26 protein-coding genes and 2 pseudogenes are annotated in these 26,335 nt (G+C 54.6%); 19 read left to right on the top strand and 9 right to left on the bottom strand.

Annotation, left to right across the window (positions count from 1 at the left end):
- Positions 1–29: 29 nt before the first annotated feature.
- The gene (prmA, locus tag Q9451_RS02485) at positions 30–908 is read right to left on the bottom strand and encodes a 50S ribosomal protein L11 methyltransferase (protein ID WP_012274387.1); all 879 of its coding nucleotides are present in this window, start codon (positions 906–908) and stop codon (positions 30–32) included.
- Positions 909–1,109: 201 nt separating this feature from the next.
- Positions 1,110–1,565, bottom strand: coding sequence for a MaoC family dehydratase (locus Q9451_RS02490; protein WP_012274386.1), 456 nt, complete (start codon positions 1,563–1,565; stop codon positions 1,110–1,112).
- Between the two features lie 143 nt (positions 1,566–1,708).
- On the opposite strand from Q9451_RS02490, the gene Q9451_RS02495 reads away from it, so the two are divergent.
- From Q9451_RS02495 to Q9451_RS02505, 3 genes are read left to right on the top strand one after another with little or no spacing between them, the layout of a single operon-like run.
- A complete protein-coding gene (locus Q9451_RS02495) occupies positions 1,709–2,071 on the top strand; it encodes a CidA/LrgA family protein (RefSeq protein ID WP_012274385.1) in 363 nt (120 codons plus the stop codon).
- Positions 2,068–2,784: an LrgB family protein gene (locus Q9451_RS02500; protein ID WP_012274384.1), complete on the top strand. Its 717-nt coding sequence runs from the start codon at positions 2,068–2,070 to the stop codon at positions 2,782–2,784. Before Q9451_RS02495 ends, Q9451_RS02500 begins: the two co-directional genes overlap by 4 nt.
- Positions 2,785–2,793: 9 nt before the next feature.
- The gene (locus Q9451_RS02505; RefSeq protein WP_012274383.1) at positions 2,794–3,384 is read left to right on the top strand and encodes an LON peptidase substrate-binding domain-containing protein; all 591 of its coding nucleotides are present in this window, start codon (positions 2,794–2,796) and stop codon (positions 3,382–3,384) included.
- Positions 3,385–3,449: 65 nt separating this feature from the next.
- On the opposite strand, the gene Q9451_RS02510 is transcribed toward Q9451_RS02505, so the two are convergent.
- Both Q9451_RS02510 and Q9451_RS02515 read right to left on the bottom strand, forming a co-directional pair.
- Positions 3,450–4,766 (bottom strand): bifunctional DedA family/phosphatase PAP2 family protein, encoded by a 1,317-nt coding sequence (locus tag Q9451_RS02510; protein WP_012274382.1) that lies wholly within the window; start codon positions 4,764–4,766, stop codon positions 3,450–3,452.
- Between the two features lie 2 nt (positions 4,767–4,768).
- Positions 4,769–5,158: pseudogene (locus tag Q9451_RS02515) on the bottom strand (DNA-3-methyladenine glycosylase); the annotation flags it as partial.
- Positions 5,159–5,205: 47 nt separating this feature from the next.
- Between Q9451_RS02515 and Q9451_RS02520 the strand changes: the two are divergent.
- The 3 genes from Q9451_RS02520 (at position 5,206) to Q9451_RS02530 (ending at position 9,449) form a co-directional block, all read left to right on the top strand.
- The gene (locus Q9451_RS02520; protein WP_345960889.1) at positions 5,206–6,849 is read left to right on the top strand and encodes a recombinase family protein; all 1,644 of its coding nucleotides are present in this window, start codon (positions 5,206–5,208) and stop codon (positions 6,847–6,849) included.
- 376 nt (positions 6,850–7,225) lie between these two features.
- Positions 7,226–7,588 (top strand): plasmid mobilization relaxosome protein MobC, encoded by a 363-nt coding sequence (gene mobC, locus Q9451_RS02525; RefSeq protein WP_160290982.1) that lies wholly within the window; start codon positions 7,226–7,228, stop codon positions 7,586–7,588.
- A gap of 31 nt (positions 7,589–7,619) precedes the next feature.
- A complete protein-coding gene (locus Q9451_RS02530; RefSeq protein WP_345960890.1) occupies positions 7,620–9,449 on the top strand; it encodes a relaxase/mobilization nuclease domain-containing protein in 1,830 nt (609 codons plus the stop codon).
- A gap of 45 nt (positions 9,450–9,494) precedes the next feature.
- Here the strand turns inward: Q9451_RS02530 and Q9451_RS02535 are convergent, their stop codons facing one another.
- The 5 genes and pseudogenes from Q9451_RS02535 to Q9451_RS02555 form a co-directional block, all read right to left on the bottom strand.
- Positions 9,495–9,992, bottom strand: coding sequence for a hypothetical protein (locus tag Q9451_RS02535; protein WP_131727726.1), 498 nt, complete (start codon positions 9,990–9,992; stop codon positions 9,495–9,497).
- 7 nt (positions 9,993–9,999) lie between these two features.
- Positions 10,000–10,212 carry a hypothetical protein gene (locus Q9451_RS02540; RefSeq protein WP_156342111.1) on the bottom strand — a complete coding sequence of 71 codons (213 nt, stop codon included), beginning with the start codon at positions 10,210–10,212 and terminating at the stop codon, positions 10,000–10,002.
- A 407-nt stretch (positions 10,213–10,619) separates the two neighbouring features.
- The gene (locus tag Q9451_RS02545; RefSeq protein ID WP_060498522.1) at positions 10,620–12,203 is read right to left on the bottom strand and encodes a replication endonuclease; all 1,584 of its coding nucleotides are present in this window, start codon (positions 12,201–12,203) and stop codon (positions 10,620–10,622) included.
- A 207-nt stretch (positions 12,204–12,410) separates the two neighbouring features.
- Complete coding sequence (locus Q9451_RS02550; protein WP_131727727.1) at positions 12,411–12,644, bottom strand: hypothetical protein; 234 nt, start codon at positions 12,642–12,644, stop codon at positions 12,411–12,413.
- 724 nt (positions 12,645–13,368) lie between these two features.
- Positions 13,369–13,659, bottom strand: a pseudogene (locus Q9451_RS02555) (DNA-3-methyladenine glycosylase); the annotation flags it as partial.
- A 294-nt stretch (positions 13,660–13,953) separates the two neighbouring features.
- Here Q9451_RS02555 and Q9451_RS02560 point away from each other — a divergent pair.
- The 13 genes from Q9451_RS02560 to Q9451_RS02620 all read left to right on the top strand — a co-directional run bounded on the left by Q9451_RS02560 (position 13,954) and on the right by Q9451_RS02620 (position 26,328).
- Positions 13,954–15,225, top strand: coding sequence for a glutamate-5-semialdehyde dehydrogenase (locus Q9451_RS02560; RefSeq protein WP_060493402.1), 1,272 nt, complete (start codon positions 13,954–13,956; stop codon positions 15,223–15,225).
- Position 15,226: 1 nt separating this feature from the next.
- Complete coding sequence (gene nadD, locus Q9451_RS02565) at positions 15,227–15,886, top strand: nicotinate-nucleotide adenylyltransferase (protein WP_012274379.1); 660 nt, start codon at positions 15,227–15,229, stop codon at positions 15,884–15,886.
- Positions 15,887–15,929: 43 nt separating this feature from the next.
- Positions 15,930–16,349 carry a ribosome silencing factor gene (gene rsfS, locus Q9451_RS02570; RefSeq protein WP_009685825.1) on the top strand — a complete coding sequence of 140 codons (420 nt, stop codon included), beginning with the start codon at positions 15,930–15,932 and terminating at the stop codon, positions 16,347–16,349.
- Positions 16,350–16,359: 10 nt separating this feature from the next.
- On the top strand, positions 16,360–16,827 hold the full coding sequence (rlmH, locus tag Q9451_RS02575) for a 23S rRNA (pseudouridine(1915)-N(3))-methyltransferase RlmH (RefSeq protein WP_012274378.1): 468 nt from the start codon (positions 16,360–16,362) through the stop codon (positions 16,825–16,827).
- A gap of 16 nt (positions 16,828–16,843) precedes the next feature.
- Positions 16,844–18,733 carry a penicillin-binding protein 2 gene (gene mrdA / locus Q9451_RS02580; protein ID WP_012274377.1) on the top strand — a complete coding sequence of 630 codons (1,890 nt, stop codon included), beginning with the start codon at positions 16,844–16,846 and terminating at the stop codon, positions 18,731–18,733.
- A 38-nt stretch (positions 18,734–18,771) separates the two neighbouring features.
- Positions 18,772–19,875, top strand: coding sequence for a rod shape-determining protein RodA (gene rodA, locus Q9451_RS02585; RefSeq protein ID WP_049773313.1), 1,104 nt, complete (start codon positions 18,772–18,774; stop codon positions 19,873–19,875).
- Positions 19,876–19,892: 17 nt separating this feature from the next.
- Complete coding sequence (gene mltB, locus Q9451_RS02590; RefSeq protein ID WP_345960891.1) at positions 19,893–20,903, top strand: lytic murein transglycosylase B; 1,011 nt, start codon at positions 19,893–19,895, stop codon at positions 20,901–20,903.
- Positions 20,903–21,904: a septal ring lytic transglycosylase RlpA family protein gene (locus tag Q9451_RS02595; RefSeq protein WP_012274374.1), complete on the top strand. Its 1,002-nt coding sequence runs from the start codon at positions 20,903–20,905 to the stop codon at positions 21,902–21,904. Before mltB ends, Q9451_RS02595 begins: the two co-directional genes overlap by 1 nt.
- Before the next feature lie 222 nt (positions 21,905–22,126).
- The gene (locus Q9451_RS02600) at positions 22,127–23,287 is read left to right on the top strand and encodes a D-alanyl-D-alanine carboxypeptidase family protein (RefSeq protein ID WP_012274373.1); all 1,161 of its coding nucleotides are present in this window, start codon (positions 22,127–22,129) and stop codon (positions 23,285–23,287) included.
- Between the two features lie 73 nt (positions 23,288–23,360).
- The gene (locus Q9451_RS02605; RefSeq protein WP_003249736.1) at positions 23,361–23,636 is read left to right on the top strand and encodes a DUF493 domain-containing protein; all 276 of its coding nucleotides are present in this window, start codon (positions 23,361–23,363) and stop codon (positions 23,634–23,636) included.
- Complete coding sequence (gene lipB, locus Q9451_RS02610) at positions 23,636–24,283, top strand: lipoyl(octanoyl) transferase LipB (protein WP_012274372.1); 648 nt, start codon at positions 23,636–23,638, stop codon at positions 24,281–24,283. Before Q9451_RS02605 ends, lipB begins: the two co-directional genes overlap by 1 nt.
- A gap of 2 nt (positions 24,284–24,285) precedes the next feature.
- A complete protein-coding gene (gene lipA / locus Q9451_RS02615; RefSeq protein ID WP_012274371.1) occupies positions 24,286–25,302 on the top strand; it encodes a lipoyl synthase in 1,017 nt (338 codons plus the stop codon).
- Positions 25,303–25,389: 87 nt separating this feature from the next.
- A complete protein-coding gene (locus Q9451_RS02620; protein WP_012274370.1) occupies positions 25,390–26,328 on the top strand; it encodes an LD-carboxypeptidase in 939 nt (312 codons plus the stop codon).
- Positions 26,329–26,335: the final 7 nt, after the last annotated feature.

The following is a 26,335-nucleotide window of genomic DNA, read 5'->3' on the forward strand; positions in this document are numbered from 1 at the left end:
AGCTGTGCAGAAAAGTATTCTAGGCCCGCTTAGCGGCGCCGACCACTGATGCGCACCCAGCCGTCGCGCACGACGATAGGGTCCAGATCAAAGTCGGCGGCGTAGGCGGCGGCTACTTCCTCGCCCTGCTCGGCAAGGATACCCGACAGCGCCAGCAGGCCACCTGGGCGAACCAGGCCGGACAACTGCGGTGCCAGCGACACCAGTGGGCCGGCGAGGATGTTGGCGACCAGTACGTCGGCCTGCATCGCTGGCATGTGCTCGGGCAGGTACAGTGCCAGCTTCTCATCGGCAACGCCGTTGCGCTGGGCATTGTCGCGCGAAGCCTCGATGGCCTGCACGTCGATGTCGGTGCCTACCGCTTCACGGGCGCCCAGCAGCAGTGCGGCGATGGCGAGGATGCCCGAGCCGCAGCCAAAGTCCAGCACCTGGGTGCCGTCGAGTTGCTGGCCGTCGAGCCATTCCAGGCACAGAGCCGTGGTGGGGTGGGTGCCGGTACCGAAGGCCAGGCCTGGGTCGAGCAACAGGTTGACGGCATCTTTTTCCGGGGCTTCGTGCCAGCTAGGCACGATCCACAGACGGCGGCCGAAGCGCATCGGCTGGAAGTTGTCCATCCAGCTGCGTTCCCAGTCCTGGTCCTCGATCACCTCGGCTTGGTGTTCGGGCAGCTCGGCGCCAGTCAGCAAGCGCAGGTGGGCGAACACCTGCTCTGGGTCGGCATCGGCCTCGAACAGGGCCAGCAGGTGGGTGTGCGACCACAGCGGTGTGGTGTTGAGGTCGGGTTCGAAGATCGGTTGATCTTCGGCATCCATGAACGTGACCGAGACGGCGCCTACTTCAAGCAGGGCGTCTTCGTAGGTTTCGGCTTGTTCCGGGCTGATGGCCAGGCGTACTTGCAGCCAGGGCATGGCGGGCACCTTTGGTAAATCGACAGGGGCAGCCCTTGGCTGCGCGAAGGCTGGCAGTTTACGCGAGTGCGCAGGGTTTGTAGAGGAGGCCGGGCGCACACCCTGTGGGAGCGGCTTTAGCCGCGAACACCGGCAACGCCGGTGCCATGCCACGCAGCGGATGCTTCGCGGGTGAGCCCGCCCCCACAAGTACCGTGCGGCCTAGACGAAGCAGAGCGAGAGCGACTCCGCTATATAAGCAGGCTTTTCTTCGCCGTCGATCTCCAGCGTGGCAATCGCCTTGAGCAGCCACTGCCCCGGCTTCTTCTCCACCACCTCGGCCAGGTCCACCTTCAGCCGAACCTGGCTGTCTACCTTGACCGGCTGGATGAAGCGCACGCTGTCCAGCCCGTAGTTCACCACCATCTTCAGCCCTTGTGGCAGGACCAGGATGTCCTCGATCAGTTTGGGAATCAGTGACAAGGTCAGGAACCCGTGGGCGATCGTGCCGCCAAACGGGGTTTTCGCCGCTTTTTCAGGGTCGACATGGATGAACTGGAAGTCGCCAGTCGCCTCGGCGAACAGGTTGATGCGCTGCTGGTCGATCTTCAGCCAGGCAGAGCGGCCCAGTTCCTTACCAACGTACTGCGAAAGCTCTGTAACCGGTACATAGGGCATCGCGGACTCTCCGGGTTGTCAGTTGGTACGAAAGTGCAAGATCAGCACGGCGAACCGTTTCAGTCAAGTTGCCTGCTTTTCGGCGAATATCGGTCTATAGCCGCGCGTGCTTATAATGGCGGCCATGCCCGAGGGAGATGCTTATGCTGTTGCGTGGTTTGACCTGGCTGGTGCTGTTCCAGCTTTTGGGGACGGCGATCAATCACCTGTTTGTGCCGTTCTTGCCTGGGCCGATCATCGGCCTTTTGTTGCTGCTGTTCTTCCTCATGGCTCGCGGCGAGGTGGGCAAGCCGCTGAACGAGGCCGCCAGTAGCCTGTTGCGCTACTTGCCGCTGTTGCTGGTGCCGCCGGCAGTGGGGGTGATGGTGTATGCCAAGGACATTGCCGCCGACTTCTGGGCGATTGCCGGGGCCTTGCTGATTTCTTGTCTGATGACCCTGGTGTTCGTCGGTGTGCTGATGCAAAAGCTCATCCATCGCCAGGGCAAGCGTGAGGAGCAGCCATGATGCTCGACTGGCAAGGTGCACTCGATGCGGTCGTGCATCACCCGTTGTTCGGCATCGGCATCACCCTTGGGGCCTACCAGGTGGTGCTGGCAGCCTACGAGAAAACCCGCTGGATCTTCCTGCAACCTGTACTGGTATCGATGTTGCTGGTGATCGGTGTGCTGCTGTTGTGTGGCATCGATTACAGGGAATACCGCAAGAGCACCGAAATCATGAACATCCTGCTGGGGCCCGCCACCGTGGCCTTGGCTGTACCGCTCTATCTCAACCTACGGCGTATCCGCCAGCTGTTCTGGCCGACATTTACTACGCTGGTAGTCGGAGGCCTGTTCGCCACGCTCTGTTGCCTGGTGCTGGGCTGGTGGTTCGGTGCCGAGCACATGATCCTGATGACCATGGCGCCAAAGTCGGTCACCTCGCCGATCGCCATGCTGGTCGCCGAGCAAATTGGCGGTGTGGCGGCCCTGGCAGCGGTGTTCGTGCTGATTACCGGGGTAATCGGGGCCATCTTCGGCCCGGCCCTGCTAAGCCGCTTTGGCGTGCACAGCCCCGAGGCGCGCGGCATGTCGCTGGGGGTGACTGCACACGCGGTGGGCACTTCGGTGGCCCTGCAGGAAAGTGACGAATGCGGCGCCTTTGCCGCGCTGGCGATGAGCCTGATGGGCGTGGCCACGGCGGTGTTCCTGCCGCTGGCAGTCAGCCTGGTGGCTTGAGGAGTTGTGATGACGCTACCGCTGTTTCCGCTCAATACCGTGTTGTTTCCCGGCTGCTTTCTCGATTTGCAGATTTTCGAGGCGCGCTACCTGGACATGATCGGGCGCTGCATGAAGCAGGGCGAAGGTTTTGGTGTGGTGTGCATCCTTGAAGGGGAGCAGGTCGGCAAGGCTCCGCCAGTGGTGGCCTCGATCGGCTGCGAGGCCGTCATTCGCGACTTCGTGCAGCAGGACAACGGCTTGCTGGGTATCCGTGTCGAGGGCGTGCGACGCTTCAATCTGGGAAGCACCGAAGTGCAGAAGGACCAGTTGCTGGTGGGGCAGGTGCAATGGCTGCCGGAGCAAGTGGACAGCCCGTTGCTCGAGGCCGATGACGACCTGATGGCGCTGTTGGTGGCGTTGGGCGAGCACCCCATGGTCGAGGCGCTGGACATGCCGCGCCCGGTGGATGGGCGCCAGGCGTTGGCCAATCAGCTGGCGTACCTGCTGCCGTTCATGGAAGAGGACAAGCTGGATCTGCTGGCAATCGATTCGCCGCAGCTACGGTTGGGGGAGATCCAAAAGCTGCTGGAGCGGATTCAGGGTGAGCTATTCGCCTGATGGTTCTGTTTTGCTTGTGCCTGCCCCTTCGCGGGTACTCCCCGAAGGGGCAGGCACTGGCGACCTCAATATTGGTACCTGAGCAAAGCCTGTGGCAGTGCATGCATGGCAAAGAACGCCAGCAAGGCCAGGCACGCCGGCAACACCAGCCACCACACCCGCAGCGGCAGGGCCGGTAGCGTCTGCTGGCGCTGTACCAGGGTCAGGCTAAGCGCGCACACGCAACATGCCAGCAAGGCCCCAGCCAGGATGTCGGTCGGCCAGTGCGCCCCCAGGTAAACCCGTGACAGGGCAATCGCCAGCGCCGGAATACAACCCAGCATCACCCAGGTCAGGCGCATCCGTGGCGGCTGTCCGCGCCCGGCCAGCACTGCCATCACCAGAAAGAACGCGAACGACGCCGAACTGTGCCCGCTGGGCATGCTGTAGCTGGTCAGCGGGTCGGTCAACACTTCCGGCCGGGCCCGGGCAAACAGCCATTTCAGGGTGCCGTTGGCGATCGCCGTGCCCATCAGTGCGCCGGCGGCGAAAAACGCATGCCGCCACTGACGGGCAAGCAGCAGCAGGCCGGTCAGCAGGCCGCCGAGGAACAGTTGGGTGCGGAAGTCGCCCAGCCGCGTCACCAGGACCACAATGCCATCGATGGCCTGGCTGCGATGTTCCTGCACCAGTGTCATCACCCCTTGGTCGAACTCATGCAGGTAGGGCCAGCCGAGGAACACGCCGGCCAGGGCGATGAAACTGAGGGCGGCCACCAGCCGAGTACCGTGGCGCTGGTCACGCAGGCTACTGTTCAGGCTCAGGCCGATCAGCACCGCCAGGGTACCGGCGATGATCCCGGCATCCAGCCAGAAGCCTTCTGGCAGAGGCAGGCGCATGGCAGCACCGGTGGCCCAGCCGGGCAGTAAATACGCGACCGACCAGCCGGCGCCCGCCACCAGGCTGACGGCGATGAAGCGCGGCAGTGGCATGTCGAACATGCCGGCGACCATGGGCAGCATGGGCCGCAGCGGACCGATGAAGCGGCCTACCAGCAGGCTGGCAATGCCGTAGCGCTGGAAGTAGCTTTCGGCGCTGCCGATCCATTCCGGGTGGTGACGCAGCAGGGGCAGGCGGCGGATGTTCTGGTGGAAGTACTTGCCCACCGTGTATGACAAGGCGTCGCCCAGCAGGCCACCTAGAAAGCCCAGCAGCAAGGTTTCGCCCAGGGTGAATGCGCCGCTGCCGGCCAGTACTGCGACGGCGAACAGCAGCACGGTGCCTGGCACGATGATGCCGGCGATGGCCAGGCATTCAATGCAGGCGATCAGGAAAATCGCCAGACCAAGCCACTGGGGGTTGGCGCTTAGCCAGCCGGTCAGGCTGTCGAGCCATTGGCCCATGTTCAGCTTCCTTGTTCGAGAATGAAGAAGTCACGGCCTTCGACTTGGCCGCGACGTAACGGGTTCCGCGTGCAGAAACGCGCGTACTCGGCGTCGACGAAGCGGTACGGGAGGTGCTCGTCGCGCCCGTGTGGGATGCCCAGGCGGGCGGCCTGGATCACCCGGGGCACGGCGTTGCCACAATCCTCGACGTACAGGCGTTCGGCGTCGAAACGCTGGGCGTCCCAGTGCGGTACTTTCAGGCCCAGGGCCCGGCACAGCAGGGTCTGGCCGGCGCACAGGCGCTCATCCGGGCGCAGCTTGCCGCTGGCGTCGGGGTTGTTCAGCTGCATCTGCGCCAGGCTGTTGGGCCCCGAGAGGGCGTCCTGCCAAGGATAGGCAGACTTGATCAAGTCTGTCGTATAATACCTGTAACGCCAAGGCTCACAGGTATCAAGCAATGCCGCGTCTAATCTCATACGTTCGTATGTCCACAAGCGAGCAGTTAAAGGGGTTCTCGCTGGAACGCCAGCGGAACCTGATTGCAGATTTTGCCCGAAAAAATGGGCTATCGCTTGAAGATAGTCATATTCTTGAAGACATTGGACGTTCATCGTTTTCGGACGATACAGAGCAAAAAGAACTTACAAAATTCTTTGAAGACCTTGAAAAAGACAAATTCCAACCGGGTGATGTTTTTGCTTTAGAAAACATTGACCGTTTAACACGGCGTGGCCCAATTGACGCTTTAATGAAGGTTAATCAAATAATTTCAAAAGGTTTGAAATTAGCGATTATCAGTGATAAAGAACAACGTATCCTTGAAGAAATTGACGTTTTCTCAATCATTACATTGTCGATTGACGCATCCCGTGCAAATAAAGAAAGTCAGGTCAAATCCGATAAAGGTTTACAGAATTGGGCTTTTAAACGTGAGCTTGCTGCTACTCATAAAATTGCTATGACAGCCCAAGCACCAGCTTGGATTGATACAGAAACATATTACATAATGGACGAAACAAAGAACAAGCAAGTAAAGCGTCGTCGATATGTTTTGAATGAAGACAAAGCCAAAACCGTAAGATTGATTTTTGAGCTATTCCAAAATGGCAATGGTTCCCTGAAAATCAAAAACATTCTCAATGAACAGAACATCCCAACATTCAAAGGAATTGAGTATTGGGAACCTTCTACAATCTCAAAAATAATTAGAAATCCAGCAACATATGGAATGTATCAGCCCAAGAAACAAAATACAGGAAAACGTGATTTGGTAGCTATTGGCGAACCAATTGAAAACTATTTCCCAGCAGTAATAAGCAAAGAAATATTTGACCAGTGCCAACAAATCACTGCTACAAACACAACCAGAAAAGGACGCAGAGGTAAACTATTCACAAACCTTTTCACAGGTTTATTGAAGTGTGCCGATTGTGATGGTCCTATTCATTTGCTCAATCCCGGCATTGATAAACGTGCAAAAAACCCAAAACCAGTAAACTACTTAATTTGTAAAAAAGGTAAGTTCACTAAAGAGTGCATCACAAAAAGACTTCGTTATGAAGACTTTGAGAATGTAATGCTTAAAGCTATCCAAGAAATCAATCTTGCAGATGTTCTACATGAAAATAATCCACTTGAAAACCTAATCAAGCAACAAAGGAACTTACAAGCAGATATTGAGAAAAAGAAAAAACTGCTTGAAAACTTTGAACGCAACTTTATTGAGAACGATGGTGATTTACCTTCGTTTATGATTGCACAAGCTAAACAAGCAGAAATAGACATTAAATCTCTTGATATTGAAATCAAGTCTATTCAGCTTGAAATTTCACAGTTAAATGTTTACAACTCAAACATTGATAATGCAATTGATGAATTGAAAGTTAATGGCACCTATGAGGCACGTTCAAAAATCAATCTTATATTGCATGAGATAATCAAACATATCGTCATTGATTTTGAACTTGATGATTATGGTGTGATGTTCAAAAATGGTGCCAAGCGATTCATTAACAATGGCATTATTCAAAATGTGTTCAGGACAGAAAACACCAAGCAACGTGATGATGAAATCAACGAGATTTTGAATCACAAGAACTAATTTACTATCTGCTTTTATTTCCAGAATACGGCCACCTTCTTAGGTGGCTTTTTTATTCCTATACCTTTCCTATACCAGTCCTAGGCAGTCTCCTAGGTAGCTTCCTAGACACGCCATCAATAACTATTGTTCCTATACACTATTGAAATCTTTTAAACTTGAGTTAGCATAATAATATGAAGTCAAGAGAAAAGAAGGCGAGCAATGGGAATGTATAGGAAAAAACTTCGTTTTTATCCTACCGTTCAAAAGTCTTCGACATTTTTCACTTACTTCCCTGCTCGATTTTCTGCACTTCGTTTGAAAATAAAATCAAAAGCAGGTAGCTGAAATGTCTTCGGACATTCCAGAAAATAAACATATTACGAGGACAACTATGAGTAAGAAAAAAAGAAATGGTGAGCAATTTAATGTCAGAGTTTCAAAAGAAGCAAAAGACAAAATTGTTGCTAATGCAGCTTTGCTGGGCATTAGTCAGGCGAAGTACATTGAACATCTAGCAGTTAATGGGTGCAATGTTATCGAGATAAGAAATGAAAGATTTATCGAGTATGTTGGGAAGGCAGAGGCTGACTTGAATAAAATGGGAAATAATTTAAATCAAATGGCAAGGGCAATTAATTTGGGGAAAGTGGATTTGGTAGAGAAAAATATTGAGTTGTTCAATAATGCCAAAAAAACCTTTGACCAACTTTATTCAAAGCTTGTTGAGCACGAAGAAAAAATCACTTTAAAATAAACAGCCGCAGGATAGTATGATAAGAGAGAAATTGAGCACGCAGAAGTCAAAAGGAGAAACACAAAACACCCTTGGATATGCTTTGAAGAAATCAGCCCTTATAGAGAGCAACAGACTTCAAACAGGAACAACGCAAGAATTTATAGAGTTTCTAGCCAAGAAATTCGATAAGGCTTGCAAAGGCAAGCAGCAAAATACCAGTTTTCACGAAATGGTATCTTTTGACCCATCCGACAAAATCACACCCGAACAAGCTCTTGCCATAGCAAAAGAACTTTATTCAGATACTCACGGATTAAACCGTGAGCACGCTTTTGCTGTCCATACAGACACTAAACAAATCCATGTCCACTTTGTATGGGCACCCAGAGACTTCAACAATAAAATATATAATCAAGTTGATGATTACAGAATTATTGAAGCTAAATTGACTGAGCTTGAACATAAGCACAATCTATTTAAAGTCGAAAATAGGAAATCTTTAAACCCTGACTTAGAAACAAAACCACCAGAGAGCAACCACGAAAAAGCTCTTGAAGTAAGAGGTATCAAATCACATAAAAAACAATTCAAGTCTCAAATTGAAAAAGCTTTCATTGGTGCAACCACAACAACGGCTTTCCTTGCTAACCTTCACAAGCAAGGGTTTGACATTATCCCGAATGGACAGAACTCCTATTCATTAGAAAAAGAAGGCCAAACATTCAAGGCCAGTGAGTTAGGTATTCAACACTCGAAACTAAAAAACAAGCTTCAAGAGCAGCACCAATTCAGTCAATTGATGGAGCACTATTCAAAAAAAGCTCGTAGATACAATGATGAATTAAACCTTTCTACAAATGAAGATGTTGACTTTCTTAAAAAGAATAAATACAAAACCGTCCTTGAAAAGAAATTTACACATCAAGAATCCGGCAACAATGTGGAGCACTTCTTTAAAAACTCTACCAGCCAGAAGGCTTTTGAATACCACAAAGACCCTTCAAAAGTTACATTTCAAGACTTATCAAGAGACAGTATAAAAGCTGGACTTCAACGCCTAACAACTGACATGAAGAAGCCGGGGCCGCTCTATGTGAATGGCCCAGAATACGCAAAAAAGAAAATGTGGATGGAGTTCAAGATGATGAACCTTGAAGATAAAGGTTTCACATTGTCAGGATATAAACCCACTCAACAAGACTTGAAAGAGCTTGAACAAAGAAAAGCTGACTATGAATTACAAGCTCAAAAATGGAAGACCAAGAAAGCCGTAGAGCCACCTAAACCAGTTGAGCCTGTCGTGCCTACACCCGTTGAGAACGCACTAGAGAAGGCCACAGAACCAACAAGTCAGGTTGAACAAGAACAGGTTGCACCTACTAATGATGATTTGATTGATGACTTGATGAAAGAGTTTGAGCTATCCAACCCTATACCTGTCGCAGAGGCTCCTACGAAAGTCATAGAGACACCTAAACCAGATGAGCCTATTGCGAGTGACCTTTACACACCGATTGCCCCAGAGCCGCTTGCAGAGCCTGAAAGTCGCAAGATTGATGGCGACTATTCAACATACTCTGATGATGAACTTGTTGAAGCGTTTGAAGGCATACAGAAAAAACTTGATAAGAAACTCTTCACTGGAACCAGCAAAAGTGATATTGCCGGACATAGATACGTGGACAGACAAAATCTAATCTATGAAAGAAAGGGCGAGGTGAAACGCCAATATGATTTGAGGCAGGACTTTTATGAAGTGTTTGATGAAATTAAGGAAAGAGACCCAGCAGCAGCAAAACAGCTTGAACAAGCATTTAAAGCACATATGGCAAACAAAAGAGCAGTAACGTTTGACTTAAAGCCACAGTTAAAAAAATAGCCCTATCAGGGCTTTTTATTTGTTAATTCTTTCAAGTTCTCTTGTTTACTGACATGCTCCATACGATTCAAGATATACGCCATCAAAACCCTTTTGTCTTAGGTCACTGACTAATCTTTCCGCATAATCATTATTTTTTACGCAAGAATAAGTTTTTGATTTAGGGATACTGACAAAAACCTTGCAACCGTCCCTGTGAACAGGGTCAATTATCGCAACATATAAATCACTAAATTCATGTGATTTGTAAGAGCTTTCGGAATAATTCATCGCTAAAAAATTTATCGTTGGTTGCACTCTGTCATCACACAATTCAGCACCAGTTTTTTCAACTGGAGTTTCATTTGAGCTGTCAGGATTTTCAGGCGTTACTGGATCGACAGGATTTGAACCCACATCGCTCGGTCTTGTGAATGTGATACTGTCATCAGTTAAAAAACCACCAGATGCTTGCTCGATTGGGATTTTAACAATATATTCAGCATTTGCATTAAATGTTGTTGCTATTGCGATTGCTATTACTAAGTATTTAACTCCATTCATATATCCCTCATTGCTTATTAGTTCTCTTGTATTTCTTTATCTCAACATCAAGATGTATGTTGGTTTCAAAACCATTAATCCTGTAACTTTTCACATATTGCTCTATGCAAGCATTTAGAAAACTTGCTAATGAAAAATCGTTTTTCTTTGTGATTTCTAATGCCTCATTCATTAGCCCTTGCTCAGATTTCAATAAATAAACCTTAACCTTCCTTTTCATATAACACCTTTGTTCTAGTATTACATCCATTAAATCATGCAATTGCAACTTGTCAATAGATGTATATACTTTTATTTAAGTTGGCGTAATAAAACCAGCGTTAGCTGGCTGACAGAGTTCAGATTGATTAGACCTTTAAGCAGTTGTCCCAATACTCATAAGGAACCTTACTTTGGTCTACCAAGGCTTTAAATTCGCCGTCAACGGTATCATAAAATAAGTCGCACTCGCTATCATTGTGTATGCTCTTAATATTCTCATACATACCATCTATGCCAAATTTTTTAATAGACTTTAAGACTTCTTTCTTTCCGCTAGCCACTAGTATTAATTTCATATTGTTGTTCTCCAGTTTGTTAGTTACAATGTAACATGCGATTATAAATAATCAATAGATAAATATATATTTATTTTCCGGCTGCAGTATCAAACAATGAAACATCTACTATCTTGCAAGTTGATTTGATATCAATTACTTCATCAGTCACCAAATCAATTATGTATTTACCTGCTAGACTTTTTCCAAATACATCGCCCAGCAAATCATCTTTCATGATTTGTATTTCATTGAAGACCCTCATTATTTTTAGCTTTCCATTAACAAACATCGAGAAGCCAATAAAGTCGTTTTTCTCAATAAACATGAATGCTTTATCAAGGTTTTCATTTTTACCTTTAAAAAATGGTTTTCTTTTTAATTCTCTCCATAATGAAAGCGTGTTTTTAACGCCGAACATTGCATATCTACGCACACCCCACAAAGCTTGAACAGCTCTAACTTTTTTGTGATTTGAAATTTCCAACTTATCTATATTTAGAACGCCGCCCTTCAACTCGAAATCCATATTGAATGACTTAGTTAGATATTTCATCACGTATGATGTTGCCTTGCTTTTCTTTGTGTCAATTTCTTCAATTCTAACGGCATTTTCAGAATGCCTAAAATGTTTGTTAATCAATATGACTAATTCGTCAAAATGCTTTTTGTTTACATACATTAAAGCGTGCTTGTGAAAACATTGGTCTTTGTGTGGCTCGACAGCCCAGAAACCATTCATCTCAATCTTATGTCTATGGATGTCTTTTCTAAAAGCATTCCACAAACCTTTTAAATAGTCATTGCTTTCTTTTGGCGTTGAACCATCCCAAGAACTAACGCCTTTTGACGGCATTGGGTGAAACCTTGCCGGAGCGGTAAAAGTTATGAAAAGAGGCTTGTAGTCAAGTCTCTTTGCGTATGCGTCTAATGACATAACTTGAATATATATCTCAGCAAATCTTTGTTTTTCAGTGCTTGCTACTTTTGATAGCGGGATTTTCTTGTTGTTTGCATAGACAACGTATTTGCTCAATATGTATTCATATTGTTTTTGTTCGTCAGTTTCTCTATTGCGAACAACTTCATCACTACAAATCTCATATGCTTGACCCGAACCAATTAAACCTGAGTGCATCTTTGAAAGTTCGCTTCGTTGCTTTTGTATCCTTTTTATTTGTGATTTGAGCTTTTTCTCATCAGTAATATTGATTAGCTTGTCTTTTATAGTTGACCCTTTGATATCTTTAATTTTGATGTTGTAGCCAATATTCCAGTTATGATTTATATGTGAGAGCACGTTTTCGCCGCACTCGTCATTTTTGAGATTTCTTTTCTTAATAATGAGATTTTCTTGAATTCTCTTGAAAACAAACGTGATATTTTTGACGATTTCGTTCAAATCGCCATCGAGAGCATATTTATGCTGTATCTTCCAACATTTATATTCTTCGCAATTTGCAACCCAAGTCTTTTTTTGCTCAAGATTTCGTATTTCTTTGACTAATGCTTTATGGTTTCTTTCTGATGAATTGTTTAACTTGTTTTGATAATATTCCTTCGAAGTCAGTTTCTTTTCGATAGCTCGCTCATAAACATACTGTGCCTCGCATTCTGCAAAGAATAATTTAGCAGTGAGATTTTCAAGTGTTATGCGATGCGGAATAAATATCATAGTTTAAAATGTGGTTTCATATATATACATTTACCACAGGACAAAATCTTGTCAATAGAAGTATATATTTAATGCAGCTTATATTTTCAAGAAGCAAAATAGTTAAATTATCCCATAAAATCAGCTTGCGACACTTATTTAAGAGTTATCCAAGGAGAGCAAAATCAAAATCAAAAGCAAAAAAAAACCAGCATTTTGCTGGTTTGTTTAAATTATTTCTGTTTGGGTTATGTGATATGCAGCAACGAAATGCGTTAAAAATTTCGTTCCGTTTCGTGTTCCACCCCTTCCACTAACAACATAAGCAATAGGCTTGGCATTAGCCTTTACTTTTCTATTATTTAATCTCCAATATCCCGCAGTATCAATATCTTGCGGCTTCACATTAAAAAGCAAACCTTTTTGTCTTTCGTAAAATTTCAGTTGTGGATTATCCTGCATCAATCTCTCTTTTTCATTTATCAATCTGTCAATTACTGCTTTTCTTCTCATATTGTTATATATATATTGCCTTGCTATCAATATAGCATTTTTTTATAAAAAATCAAATCGCATGTAACTATAAGTAATATTCAAAAGCATCAAAGTCAAAAGCATCTGGGTATTGCGAACTTTGTTCGCTAATTAAAACCATGGCGTCGATGTTTAGTAACATTCCTGAAAGTCAATTTTATAACTGTTCTTTGGTTCGGGGATATGTCCCCGAGCCTCAAAAGAATTTGGTGCTTCAAAAGTCATCAAGGCTAGTAATTTTTCTAAAAATTAAAATTCATAAAATAGCCCTTTTTAGAGCTTGAAATTTCTTTCGTGTATAACAATACCGATAATAAAAACGTAGCGTATTTTGTCCGATTCCGTTAGTTCATTGAAAATTAAGTTCGACGTTATTTTCTTTTTTTATGAACTTTTTTTGAGTTTTAAGTTTTGAGGGCAGTCAATAAATGGCTTAAAATCAACTAAATATCGTGTCAATAGCAAATTGAAAATATATTTAAGGTTGGATAGTAATTGTCAAAATTTAAAAATTAGCGTTCGACCTTAATCGGTGCTTTTATATAAAATTTTATATGTGCTCAATTTTCATGCTTGAACAAGTTCAACCACAAAAATCGACCTTGAGTAAAATGGCGGCGAATGCAGACGATTCCTACAGGTAAAATATGGACGACTTGATCAGCACCGCGTTACCCGGCCCGTGAGCGCTGAAGTTCAGCGAGTCGCCGCCGCGGGCGTAGTACATGTAGATATGCCCGCCATCAAGGAACAGCGCCTTGCGCTTTTCGGTGTAACCGAGCGAGGCGTGGCTGCCTTTGTCGGTGAGGTAGTAGGCCTCGGTCTCGATGATGCGCGCAGCCAGCCACAGGTCGCCGTGGCGATGGCGGATAACCTTGCCGAGCAGGCCCTTGGCCACGGTTTGGGCATCACGGTCGAAAAAGCTGTCGGGCAGGGCTGGCATGCGGACGGTTCGTGGCTGGGGAGGCGGGATGATAGCAATGAATGGCTTAATCGAGGCTGAATCGATCGTGATGTTGGCAGTGTCGTTGTAAGGGGGCAGGCCTTATGAAAGCCCTGTGGGCGTGGGCGTGCCCGCGAAAAGGCCACAACGGGTGGTGAATTTTTCGATAACCCTGGTTACATCTTTCCCGTCCATTGCCCCAGCCATTTTCTACCATCCGCCACCCGCCGCTGGGCGTACACCTGCGCGGCAGTTATAATCAGCCGATTTCCCCTTCGCCAAGACACCGAACCCATGACTGAGTCCGTTCTTGACTATATGACCCGCCTGGGTCGCGCCGCCCGTGAGGCTTCCCGGGTGATCGGCCGTGCCAGCACCGCGCAGAAGAACCGCGCCCTGCAAGCCGCCGCCGATGCGCTGGACGCCGCCCGTGCCGAGCTCACTGCTGCCAATGAGCTGGACCTGGCCGCTGGCCGCGCCAATGGCCTGGAGCCAGCGCTGCTCGACCGCCTGGCGCTGACCCCGGCACGCATCGACGGCATGATCACCGGCCTGCGCCAGGTGGCCAGCCTGCCGGACCCGGTCGGTGCCATCCGCGACATGAGCTACCGCCCATCGGGTATTCAGGTCGGCAAAATGCGCACGCCGCTGGGGGTGATCGGGATCATCTACGAGTCGCGCCCGAACGTGACCATCGATGCCGCCAGCCTGTGCCTGAAGTCGGGTAACGCGACCATCCTGCGTGGCGGCTCCGAAGCCATCCATTCCAACCGCGCCATTGCCACCTGCATCCAGCGTGGCCTGGCCGAAGCCGGCTTGCCGGCAGCCGTGGTGCAGGTGGTCGAGACCACTGACCGCGAAGCCGTGGGCGCGCTGATCAGCATGCCGCAATTCGTCGATGTCATCGTGCCGCGCGGCGGCCGTGGCCTGATCGAACGCATCAGCCGCGATGCCCGCGTACCGGTGATCAAGCACCTGGACGGCATCTGCCACGTTTATGTCAGCCAGCATGCCGACCTGGACAAGGCCTGGAATGTGGCCTTCAACGCCAAGACCTACCGCTACGGCATTTGCGGGGCCATGGAAACCCTGCTGGTCGACCAGCGGGTGGCGGAGCGCTTCCTGCCGGAAATGGCCCGCCGCTTCCAGGAGAAGGGCGTGGAGCTGCGTGGCTGCGAGCGTACTCGCGCGCTGGTCGAGGCCAAACCGGCCACTGAAGACGACTGGCACACCGAGTACCTGGACGCGATCCTGTCGATCCGCGTCGTCGATGGCCTGGACCAGGCCATCGAGCACATCAACCACTATGGCTCGCACCACACCGACTCGATCATCAGCGAACACCAGGGTGAAGCCCGCCAGTTCATGGCTGAAGTCGATTCGGCGTCGGTCATGCTCAACACCCCGACCTGCTTTGCCGACGGCTTCGAGTACGGCCTGGGCGCGGAAATCGGTATTTCCACCGACAAGCTGCATGCCCGTGGCCCGGTCGGCCTGGAAGGCCTGACCTGCGAGAAGTACGTGGTAATCGGTGACGGCCAGCTGCGCGGCCAGGGGACCTGCTGAGTTGAGCAAGGCCCAGGCAGTCCGGCGCATCGGCATTCTAGGCGGCACCTTCGACCCCGTGCATATCGGCCACCTGCGCAGCGCGCTGGAAGTGGCCGAGCTCATGGGGCTGGATGAGTTGCGCCTGTTGCCCAATGCCCGGCCGCCACACCGCGACACGCCACAGGTGGCCGCGCAGGATCGCCTGGCCATGGTGCGTGAAGCGGTGCAGGGCGTTGCTTGCCTGAGCGTCGACGCCCGCGAGCTGGAGCGCGACAAGCCGTCGTACACCATCGATACGCTGGAATCGATCCGAGCCGAACTGGCCGGCAACGACCAGCTGTTCCTGGTGCTGGGCTGGGATGCCTTTTGTGGCCTGCCTGCCTGGCACCGCTGGGAAGAGTTGCTGCAACACTGTCACATCCTGGTGCTGCAACGCCCGGATGCCGACGTAGAACCCCCTGACGAGCTGCGCAACCTGCTGGCTGCGCGCTCGGAGAGCGATCCCACCGCCATGTCCGGCCCGGCGGGAAATATTTCGTTCGTCTGGCAGACGCCGCTTGCGGTGTCGGCTACACAGATCCGACAGCTGCTGGCCAGCGGCAAATCGGTGAGGTTCCTGGTGCCGGACGCCGTACTGGCCTATATCGAGGCGCACGAACTGTATCGTGCGCCCAACTGACGGTGCCTCTGGCGCCTCATCCAACGAGTTGAACGAGTTTTATATGACCAAGCAGAAAATTTACGGCGAAGAACTGGTCGCAGTGACCAAGGCAGCGCTGGAAGACGTCAAGGCCCAGGACATCCAGGTCATCGACGTGCGCGAAAAGCACAGCCTGACCGACTACATGATCATTGCCACCGGTACCTCCAACCGCCAGATCAACGCGATGGCCGAAAAGGTCCGTGAAGCGGTCAAGGCCAAGGGCGCCCAGCCACTGGGTGAAGAAGGCAAAGGCGACAGCGACTGGGTGCTGCTGGACCTGAACGACGTCATCGTGCACATGATGACCGCCGCTGCCCGTCAGTTCTACGACCTGGAGCGTCTGTGGCAGGGTGCCGAGCAAAGCCGTGCCGCCGATGGCAAGCACCACAGCCCGGACCATGCTCACGAGTACTCCGACAAGCTCAAAGACCGCGAATAAGGAAAGCGCTGTGCGTCTGCGCCTGATTGCGGTCGGCTCGCGCATGCCCAAGTGGGTCGAGGAAGGCTGGCATGAATATGCCAAGCGCCTGCCCACCGAGCTGTCGCTGGAGCTGGTGGAAATCCCGCTGAATACCCGTGGCAAGAATGCCGACGTCGCTCGCCTGATCCGTCAGGAGGGCGAAGCCATGCTGAGCAAGGTGCAGCCTGGGGAACGCATTGTCACCCTCGAGGTCCATGGCAAGCCCTGGAGTACCGAGCAGCTGGCCACCGAGCTGGACCGCTGGCGCCTGGATGCGCGCACGGTGAATTTGATGGTGGGTGGCCCGGAAGGCCTGGCGCCCGAGGTTTGCGCGCGCGCCGAGCAACGTTGGTCGCTGTCGCCGCTGACGTTGCCGCACCCGTTGGTAAGGATACTCATCGGCGAGCAGATCTACCGCGCCTGGACCGTGCTGTCCGGGCACCCTTACCACAAATGAGCCTGTAAGCAGTCCGATGTCGCAGCCGATCCGTCTCAAGGACCACGAGAAAGACGCCCGCCTGGTGCGCAACCGCGTCGTGGTCGGCGCGGTGGCGATCATGCTGCTTATTTGCGTGCTGATTGCGCGGCTGTACTACCTGCAGATCATCCAGTACGACTACCACTCCACGCTGTCGGAAAACAATCGGGTGCACGTGCAGCCGATCCCGCCGACCCGCGGGCTGATCTTCGACCGCAATGGGGTGATCGTCGCCGATAACCGGCCCAGCTTCAGCCTGTCGATGACCCGCGAACGCGCGGGTAACTGGCAGGAAGTGCTGGATACCATCGTTGAAGTGCTGGAGCTGACCGACGACGACCGCGCCCTGTTCGAGAAGCGCATGCGCCAGGGCCGCCGGCCGTTCGAGCCGGTGCCGATTCTGTTCGAGCTCAACGAAGAGCAGATCGCCCGGGTGGCGGTAAACCAGTTCCGCCTGCCGGGCGTGGAAGTGGTGGCCCAGTTGGTGCGGCATTACCCGCAGGGCGCGCATTTCGCCCATTCGGTGGGGTATGTAGGGCGGATTAACGAGAAAGAGCTGAAAACGCTCGACCCGGTGAACTACAGCGGCACCCACCATATCGGCAAGACGGGCATCGAGCGTTTCTACGAAGATGCCCTGCACGGCCAGGTGGGTTACGAGGAAGTCGAGACCAACGCCCGTGGCCGTGTGCTGCGGGTGCTCAAGCGTACCGACCCTAAACCGGGCAAGGACATTGTGCTGAGCCTGGACATCAAGCTGCAGGAGGCTGCCGAGGCTGCCCTGGGTGGCCGACGCGGCGCGGTGGTGGCGCTCGACCCTCGGACCGGCGAGGTGCTGGCGATGGTCAGCCAGCCAAGCTTCGACCCCAACCTGTTCGTTACCGGCATCAGCTTCAAGGCCTATGCCGAACTGCGCGACTCGATAGACCGGCCGCTGTTCAACCGCGTGCTGCGCGGCCTGTACCCACCGGGTTCGACCATCAAGCCGGCGGTGGCCATTGCTGGCCTGGACAGTGGTGTGGTCAATGCGGGCAGCCGGGTGTTCGACCCGGGCTACTACCAGTTGCCCAACTACGATCACAAATACCGTAACTGGAACCGTTCCGGTGATGGCTGGGTCGACCTGGACACCGCCATCATGCGGTCCAACGACACCTACTTCTACGACCTTGCGCACAAGATGGGCATCGATCGGCTGTCCAGCTACATGAACAAGTTCGGCATCGGCCAGCGGGTTTCCCTCGACATGTTCGAGGAGTCCGCCGGGTTGATGCCTTCGCGCGAATGGAAGCGTGCTACCCGTCGCCAGGCCTGGTTCCCCGGCGAAACCCTGATTCTCGGCATCGGCCAGGGCTACATGCAGGCCACGCCGCTGCAACTGGCCCAGGCCACTGCATTGATCGCCAACAAAGGCGTGTGGAACCGCCCGCACCTGGCCAAGACCATCGAAGGCCAGGCACCGGTGGACGACAACCCGATGGAAGACATCGTGCTGCGTGACAAGTCCGACTGGGCCAAGGTCACCCATGGCATGGAGCAGGTGATGCACAACGCCCGTGGTACCGCGCGCAAGGCCGCCGCCGGTGCTCAGTACCGCATTGCCGGCAAGAGCGGTACCGCCCAGGTGGTGGCGATCAAGCAGGGCGAAAAGTACGACCGCAACAAGCTCCAGGAGCGCCACCGCGACCACGCGCTGTTCGTCGCCTTTGCCCCGGCCGAGGCCCCGAAAATCGTGGTGTCGGTAATGGTCGAGAACGGTGAGTCCGGCTCTGGCGTCGCCGCGCCGGTGGTACGCCAGATCATGGACGCCTGGCTGCTCGATGAAAATGGCCGGCTCAAGCCCGAGTTCGCGCCTGCCACCGTTACCCAGGAATCGCCTCTGTGATGAACAATTTCGATCGCATGCTCTCCAGCGAGGATGTGATGCGTCGGCGCGCCAGCTTTCTGCAGCGCATCCATGTCGACGGCCCCCTGCTGATCATTCTGCTGACCCTTGCGGCTGGCAGCCTGTTCGTCCTTTACTCGGCCAGTGGCAAGAACTGGGACCTGCTGCTCAAGCAGGCCACCTCGTTCGGCATCGGCCTGGTGTCGATGTTCGTCATCGCCCAGCTGGAGCCGCGCTTCATGGCCCGCTGGGTGCCGCTGGCCTACCTGGCCGGGGTGCTGTTGCTGGTAGTGGTGGACGTGATGGGCCACAACGCCATGGGCGCCACGCGCTGGATCAACATCCCCGGGGTGATTCGCTTCCAGCCCTCGGAGTTCATGAAGATCATCATGCCGGCGACCATCGCCTGGTACCTGTCCAAACGCACCTTGCCGCCGCATTTGAAGCACGTGGCAATCAGCCTGGTGCTGATTGGCGTGCCGTTCATCCTGATCGTGCGTCAGCCCGACCTGGGCACAGCCTTGCTGATTCTCGCCTCCGGCGCCTTCGTGCTGTTCATGGGTGGCCTGCGCTGGCGCTGGATCCTCAGCGTGCTGGCCGCGACGGTGCCGGTGGCGGTGGCGATGTGGTTCTTCGTCATGCACGACTACCAGAAGCAGCGGGTGCTGACCTTCCTCGACCCGGAAAGCGACCCGTTGGGCACCGGTTGGAACATCATCCAGTCCAAGGCGGCGATCGGCTCGGGCGGCGTGTTCGGCAAGGGCTGGCTGCTCGGCACTCAGTCGCACCTGGACTTCCTGCCGGAAAGCCACACCGACTTCATCATCGCCGTGCTTGGTGAGGAATTCGGCCTGGTCGGTATCTGCCTGCTGTTGATCGTCTACCTGCTGCTGATCGGCCGTGGCCTGATGATCACCGCCCAGGCACAGACCCTGTTTGGCAAGCTGCTTGCGGGCAGCCTGACCATGACCTTCTTTGTATACGTGTTCGTCAATATCGGAATGGTCAGCGGCCTTCTGCCCGTGGTGGGCGTGCCGCTGCCTTTCATCAGTTATGGCGGAACATCGTTGGTGACGCTGCTTTCAGCGTTTGGCGTTCTGATGTCGATCCATACGCACCGCAAATGGATCGCGCAGGTTTGAATAAGGTGAACAATTTCATGCAAGCAGTGCGTAACTGGGCTGCCCGTTGTGCGCCGTGGATCGGTGCGGTGGGCCTGTTCGGCGCTGTACAGCTGGCCCATGCCGGTGATTACGAGGGCTCGCCGCAGGTAACCGAGTTCGTTGGCGAAATGAGCCGCGACTATGGTTTTGCCCCTGAGCAACTGATGGGCGTGTTCCGTGAGGTACAGCGCAAGCAGTCGATCCTCGACGCCATTTCGCGCCCGGCCGAACGGGTAAAACCGTGGAAGGACTACCGGCCGATGTTCCTCACCGATGCGCGCATTGCCCGCGGTGTAGATTTCTGGCGCCAGCATGAGGCGGTATTGGCGCGTGCCGAGCAGGAATACGGCGTACCGGCGCAGTACATTGTCGCGATCATCGGCGTGGAAACCTTCTTCGGCCGCAATACCGGCAACTACCGCGTGATCGACGCCCTGTCGACCTTGGGCTTCGACTACCCGCCACGGGCCGAATTCTTCCGCAAGGAGCTGCGCGAGTTCCTGCTGCTGGCGCGTGAGGAACAGCTCGACCCCTTGATGCTCAAGGGCTCGTACGCCGGCGCCATGGGCTTGCCGCAGTTCATGCCAAGCAGTTTTCGCAACTACGCGGTGGACTTCGACGGCGACGGTCATATCAATATCTGGAACAACCCGGACGATGCCATCGGCAGCGTGGCCAGCTACTTCAAGCGCCACGGCTGGGTGGCTGGTGAGGGTGTGGTCAGCCGTGCCTGGATCGAAGGTGAGCGCGCAGACGAAGGCTTGACTACAGGCATCGAGCCGGTGAAAACGGTAGGGGAGTTGCGCGGGCTTGGCTGGTCGGTTCATGATTCGCTGCGCGATGATCTGCCGGTTACCGCCTTCCGTCTCGAGGGCGACAACGGCCCCGAGTACTGGATGGGCCTGAAGAACTTCTATGCGATCACTCGCTACAACCGCAGCGTGATGTATGCCATGGCGGTGCATCAGCTCGCGGAACAGCTGGTTCAAGTACGGGGCGTCAAGTAATGCGTGCAATCATCTCTGGCAACGCTTTCAAGCTGTTCACCTGCCTCGCCGTCGGCGTGGCGCTGGCCAGTTGCTCTTCCAGCCGTCCGACCCAGCAAAGCAGTGGCAATGTCGTGCGCAGCCAGCCGGGCCTGGACATCAACCGGGCGCACAAGGACGGCGCACCGTGGTGGGACGTGGATGTGAACAAGATCCCCGATGCCACGCCGACCGTGCATACCGGCAACTACAAGGCCAACCCGTACACGGTGCTGGGCAAGACGTACTACCCGATGCAGGACTCGCGCAACTACCGCGCCGAGGGCACGGCGTCGTGGTATGGCACCAAGTTCCACGGGCAAAACACCGCTAACGGCGAGCTGTACGACCTGTATGGCATGAGCGCGGCGCACAAGACCCTGCCGCTGCCGGCCTATGTGCGGGTGACCAACCTGGCCAACGGCCGTAGCGTGATCCTGCGGGTGAACGACCGTGGCCCGTTCTATTCCGACCGCATCATCGACCTGTCCTATGCCGCGGCGAAAAAGCTCGGCTATGCGGAGATCGGCACCGCGCACGTGCGCGTCGAGGGTATCGACCCGCAGCAGTGGTGGGCCCAGCGTGGCCAGACGCCGCCGATGGTGCTGAAAGAGCCACAAGTGGCGCAGACCCAAGCGATCCCGGCCAGCACCGGGCGCGTCGAGCAATGGACCCCGCCGCCACAGCAGCATGCGGCGCCGGTGGTGCCGGTTCAGGTAGGTGGCAACAATGTACCCGGCGGCAACGGCGGCAGCTTCCTGCAGGTAGGCGCTTTCGCCAACCCGGACGCTGCCGAGTTGCTGCGCTCCAAGCTCAGCACCATGGTCAGCGCGCCGGTGTTCATCAGCTCGATCGTGCGAAACCAGCAGACCCTGCACCGCGTGCGCCTGGGGCCGATTGGCAGCCAAGGTGAGATCCAGCAAGCACAAGACAGCATCCGCCTGGCGAACTTGGGGCAGGCCAAGCTGGTCACAGCTGACTGACTGTGGAAGCGGGCTTGCCCGGTCCCGCAGGGCAACTCCAAACTGTCGGTTTTGTCATGAATTGCCGGGCGCGCCCATGTACAATGACGGCTTTTGCCCGCAGCGACATAAAGCCGCACGTTCGCGGGCCAGGCCACCGGCCATAAAACTAGACTGACTGGCGCTGGGCACATGATCTTGCCCAGGGAACATCTCAGACCATTAGCGATTTTCGAGAGACGGATGAACATCACCAACCTTGCCAAACGACTTTGCCTGCCTGTACTGCTGATGATCACGCCTGCCGCCTTCGCGGCAGAGCAGATGACGCCGGCGCCACCACAACTGGCAGCCAAGTCCTACGTACTCATGGACGCGTCCAGCGGCAACGTGCTGGTCGAGAACAACGGTGACGAGCGCCTGCCGCCAGCCAGCCTGACCAAGCTGATGACCGCCTACATCGCCACCCTGGACATCCGCCGTGGCCAAATCGGTGAGAACGACCCGGTTACCGTCAGCGAAAACGCCTGGCGTACCGGCGGTTCACGCATGTTCATCAAGGTTGGCAGCCAGGTGACTGTCAGCGACCTGCTGCACGGCATCATCATTCAGTCCGGTAACGACGCCTCGGTCGCCTTGTCCGAGCACATCGCCGGCAGCGAAGATGCGTTTGCCGACATGATGAACAAGACGGCTGCCGACCTGGGCATGACCAACAGCCACTTCATGAACCCGACTGGCCTGCCGAACCCGGAGCACTACTCGTCGGCGCACGACATGGCGACCCTGGCCCGCGCGATCATCACCGTCGACCCGGCTCACTACGCGATCTACTCGCAGAAAGAGTTCTTCTGGAACAACATCAAGCAGCCCAACCGCAACCTGCTGCTGTGGCGTGACAAGACCGTCGATGGCCTGAAAACCGGCCACACCGACGAAGCCGGCTACTGCATGGTGGCTTCGGCCGTTCGTGACGGCCAGCGCCTGATCGCCGTGGTGTTCGGCACCAACAGCGAGCAGTCGCGTGCTGCCGAGACCCAAAAGCTGCTGACCTATGGCTTCCGCTTCTTCGAAACCCAGACCTTCTACCAGAAGGGCACCGAGCTGACCCAGGCTCCGGTCTGGAAGGGCGCCACCGGCCAGATCAAGGCTGGCCTGGCTGACGACCTCACCATGACTATGCCTAAAGGCCAATTGAAGCGCCTGCAGGCTTCGATGACCATGAACCCGCAGCTCACCGCACCGATCGCCAAAGGTGACGTGATCGGCAAAGTGGAAGTCAAACTGGACGAGAAAGTGGTTCACAGCGCCGACCTGATCGCCCTCGATGGCGTCGAGGAAGGTGGTTTCTTCCGCCGTATGTGGGATAGCATCCGTCTATTCTTCTACGGGTTGTTCAACTGATACGTGACCTGCATGCCCCCGCGTATCTCGCGGGGGCGTTGTTGTTGCCACGGCTTACGAGGCCGTTTCCGCCATGAGCGAACCAGACGTCAAGTCGCATAAGATCGAATTCCCTTGCGACGATTACCCGATCAAGGTAATCGGCGATACCGTTGTCGGTTTCAAGGACACGGTCATCGAGATTCTCAGCAAGCACGCCAAAGTCGACCTTTCCACCCTGGCCGAACGCCAGAGCAAGGAAGGCAAGTACACCACCGTGCAATTGCACATCGTTGCCGAAAGCGAGAACCAGCTGCACGATATCAACAGCGCCCTGCGCGCTACCGGCATCGTGAAAATGGTGCTCTGATGTCCGCTTGCCTCGGTTTTCGCGAGCTTGGCCTGCAGCCCTATGAACCGGTGCTGGAGGCCATGCGCCGTTTTACCGAGCAGCGCAGCCCGGACAGCCAGGATGAAATCTGGCTGGTCGAGCACCCCGCGGTCTTCACCCAGGGCCAGGCTGGCAAGGCCGAGCACCTGCTGGTGCCGGGCGACATCCCGGTGGTGCAGACTGACCGCGGTGGCCAGGTGACCTATCATGGCCCCGGTCAGCAGGTGGCCTACCTGCTGCTGGACGTGCGCCGGCTGGGCTTTGGCGTGCGTGAGCTGGTCAGCCGTATCGAACAGGCCTTGATCGGCCTGCTCGCCAGTTACGACGTGCAGGCATCGGCCAAGCCCGATGCTCCGGGCGTCTATGTCGATGGAGCGAAAATCGCCTCCCTCGGCCTGCGAATCCGCAACGGCCGTTCGTTCCACGGCCTTGCCCTGAACGTGGACATGGACCTTGCGCCATTCCGCCGAATCAACCCCTGCGGCTATGCGGGGCTGGCCATGACCCAGCTGCGCGATCTGGCAGGCCCGATCGAACTCGACGAGGTCAGGACAAGGCTGCGCGGACAGCTGGTCAAGCACCTCGACTACGCTGAGCAGACGACCCTCACGGGCGGAATCGACTGAATATGACAACTGTGCAAGAAGCCGTGCCGAACCTGATACCTACCCAGGATGCCACCCCGCGCCCAGCGCCAAAGAAGGTGGAAGCTGGGGTCAAGCTGCGTGGCGCCGACAAGGTGGCGCGCATCCCGGTAAAAATCATCCCTACCGACGAGTTGCCGAAAAAGCCTGACTGGATCCGCGTGCGGATCCCGGTGTCGCCCGAGGTAGACCGCATCAAGCAACTGCTGCGCAAGCATAAGCTGCACAGCGTGTGCGAAGAGGCCTCCTGCCCGAACCTGGGCGAGTGCTTCTCCGGTGGTACCGCTACCTTCATGATCATGGGTGACATCTGCACCCGTCGTTGCCCGTTCTGCGACGTTGGCCACGGCCGGCCGAAACCGCTGGACCTGGACGAGCCGAAAAACCTGGCTGTCGCGATTGCCGACCTGCGCCTGAAGTATGTGGTGATCACCTCGGTGGACCGCGACGACCTGCGTGACGGCGGTGCCCAGCACTTTGCCGACTGCATCCGCGAAATCCGCGCATTGTCGCCGGGTGTGCAACTGGAAACCCTGGTGCCGGACTACCGTGGCCGCATGGACGTTGCGTTGGAGATCACCGCGCAAGAGCCGCCAGATGTGTTCAACCACAACCTCGAAACCGTACCGCGCCTGTACAAGGCCGCACGCCCAGGCTCGGACTACGACTGGTCGCTGGACCTGCTGCAGAAGTTCAAGCAGATGGTGCCGCACGTACCGACCAAGTCGGGCTTGATGCTCGGCCTGGGCGAGACCGACGAAGAAGTGATCGAGGTAATGCACCGCATGCGTGAGCATGAAATCGACATGCTCACCCTCGGCCAGTACCTGCAGCCATCGCGCAGCCACCTGCCGGTACAACGTTTCGTGCACCCGGACACCTTCGCCTGGTTCGCCGAAGAAGGTTACAAGATGGGCTTCAAGAACGTTGCCTCCGGCCCGCTGGTGCGCTCTTCGTACCACGCCGACCAACAGGCTCACGAAGCCAAGATCAAGCTCTGAGCCTAGCGCAGAGCGACCTATGCCGATGCACGCCGTAAGGCGGCATCGGCATTTTTGTTTGTGCCACACGCGCTGCAAGGAGCCGCGATGAATTGCGCCGAAACCTTTCAACCCAGCCTGCCAGCCGCACTGCCGGCCAACGCCTGCTTTGCCATTGTCGCCCCGGCGGGCGCGGCGCGTCTGGATACGCACAAGGTCAGCCAGTGGTTCGCTGACCGTGGCTACCGTTGTCGTATCTACCCAGGTGCCCTGCAAGCCCAGGGTTACCTGGCCGGGCCGGACCAACAGCGCCTGCAGGACCTGCACGATGCCTTTGCCGACCCGTCCATCGACGCCATCCTGTGCATGCGTGGGGGCTACGGCAGCATGCGCTTGCTCGACCAGCTCGACTTCGAGCTGGTTCGGCGCAACCCTAAGCCGTTGATCGGTTACAGCGACATCACTGCGTTGCACACGGCGATCTACCGGCATGCCGGGCTGGTTACCTTCCATGGGGGGATGCTCAATGCCGACCTGTTGGGGGCGAAGTTGCCACCGACCGAGTCGTCGTTGCTGGCGCAATTGGGCGGGCATGTGCGGGCAGGCGAGCAGATCGCGCACCCGGCGGACTATGCCTTGAGCAGTGTGTTGCCGGGAGCGGCCAGCGGGCCGCTGCTGGGCGGCAACCTGTCTATGTTGGGTGCGACCATGGGGACCCTTGCCGAACTGGATACCCAGGGGTGCATCCTGTTCATCGAGGACGTCAACGAGCCGTTGTACCGGGTGGACCGGTTGCTGACCCAGTTGCGTCTGGCAGGCAAGCTGGAAGGGGTGAAAGGTGTGCTGGTGGGGGACTTTGCCGGGATTACCACGGCGGCGTTGGCGCCGTTGCTGGAGGACACTTTCGCGCCGCTGGGTGTGCCGGTGCTGGCGGGGTGGCGCAGTGGGCATTGCGACCCGAATGTATGTTTGCCGCTGGGGGCTCGGGTCAGGCTGGACAGTGATCGGCAGAGCTTGGTGCTGGAGCAGGACTTGTACAAGGCTTGAGATTGCC

It is taken from the genome of Pseudomonas sp. NY8896, from assembly GCF_039634505.1.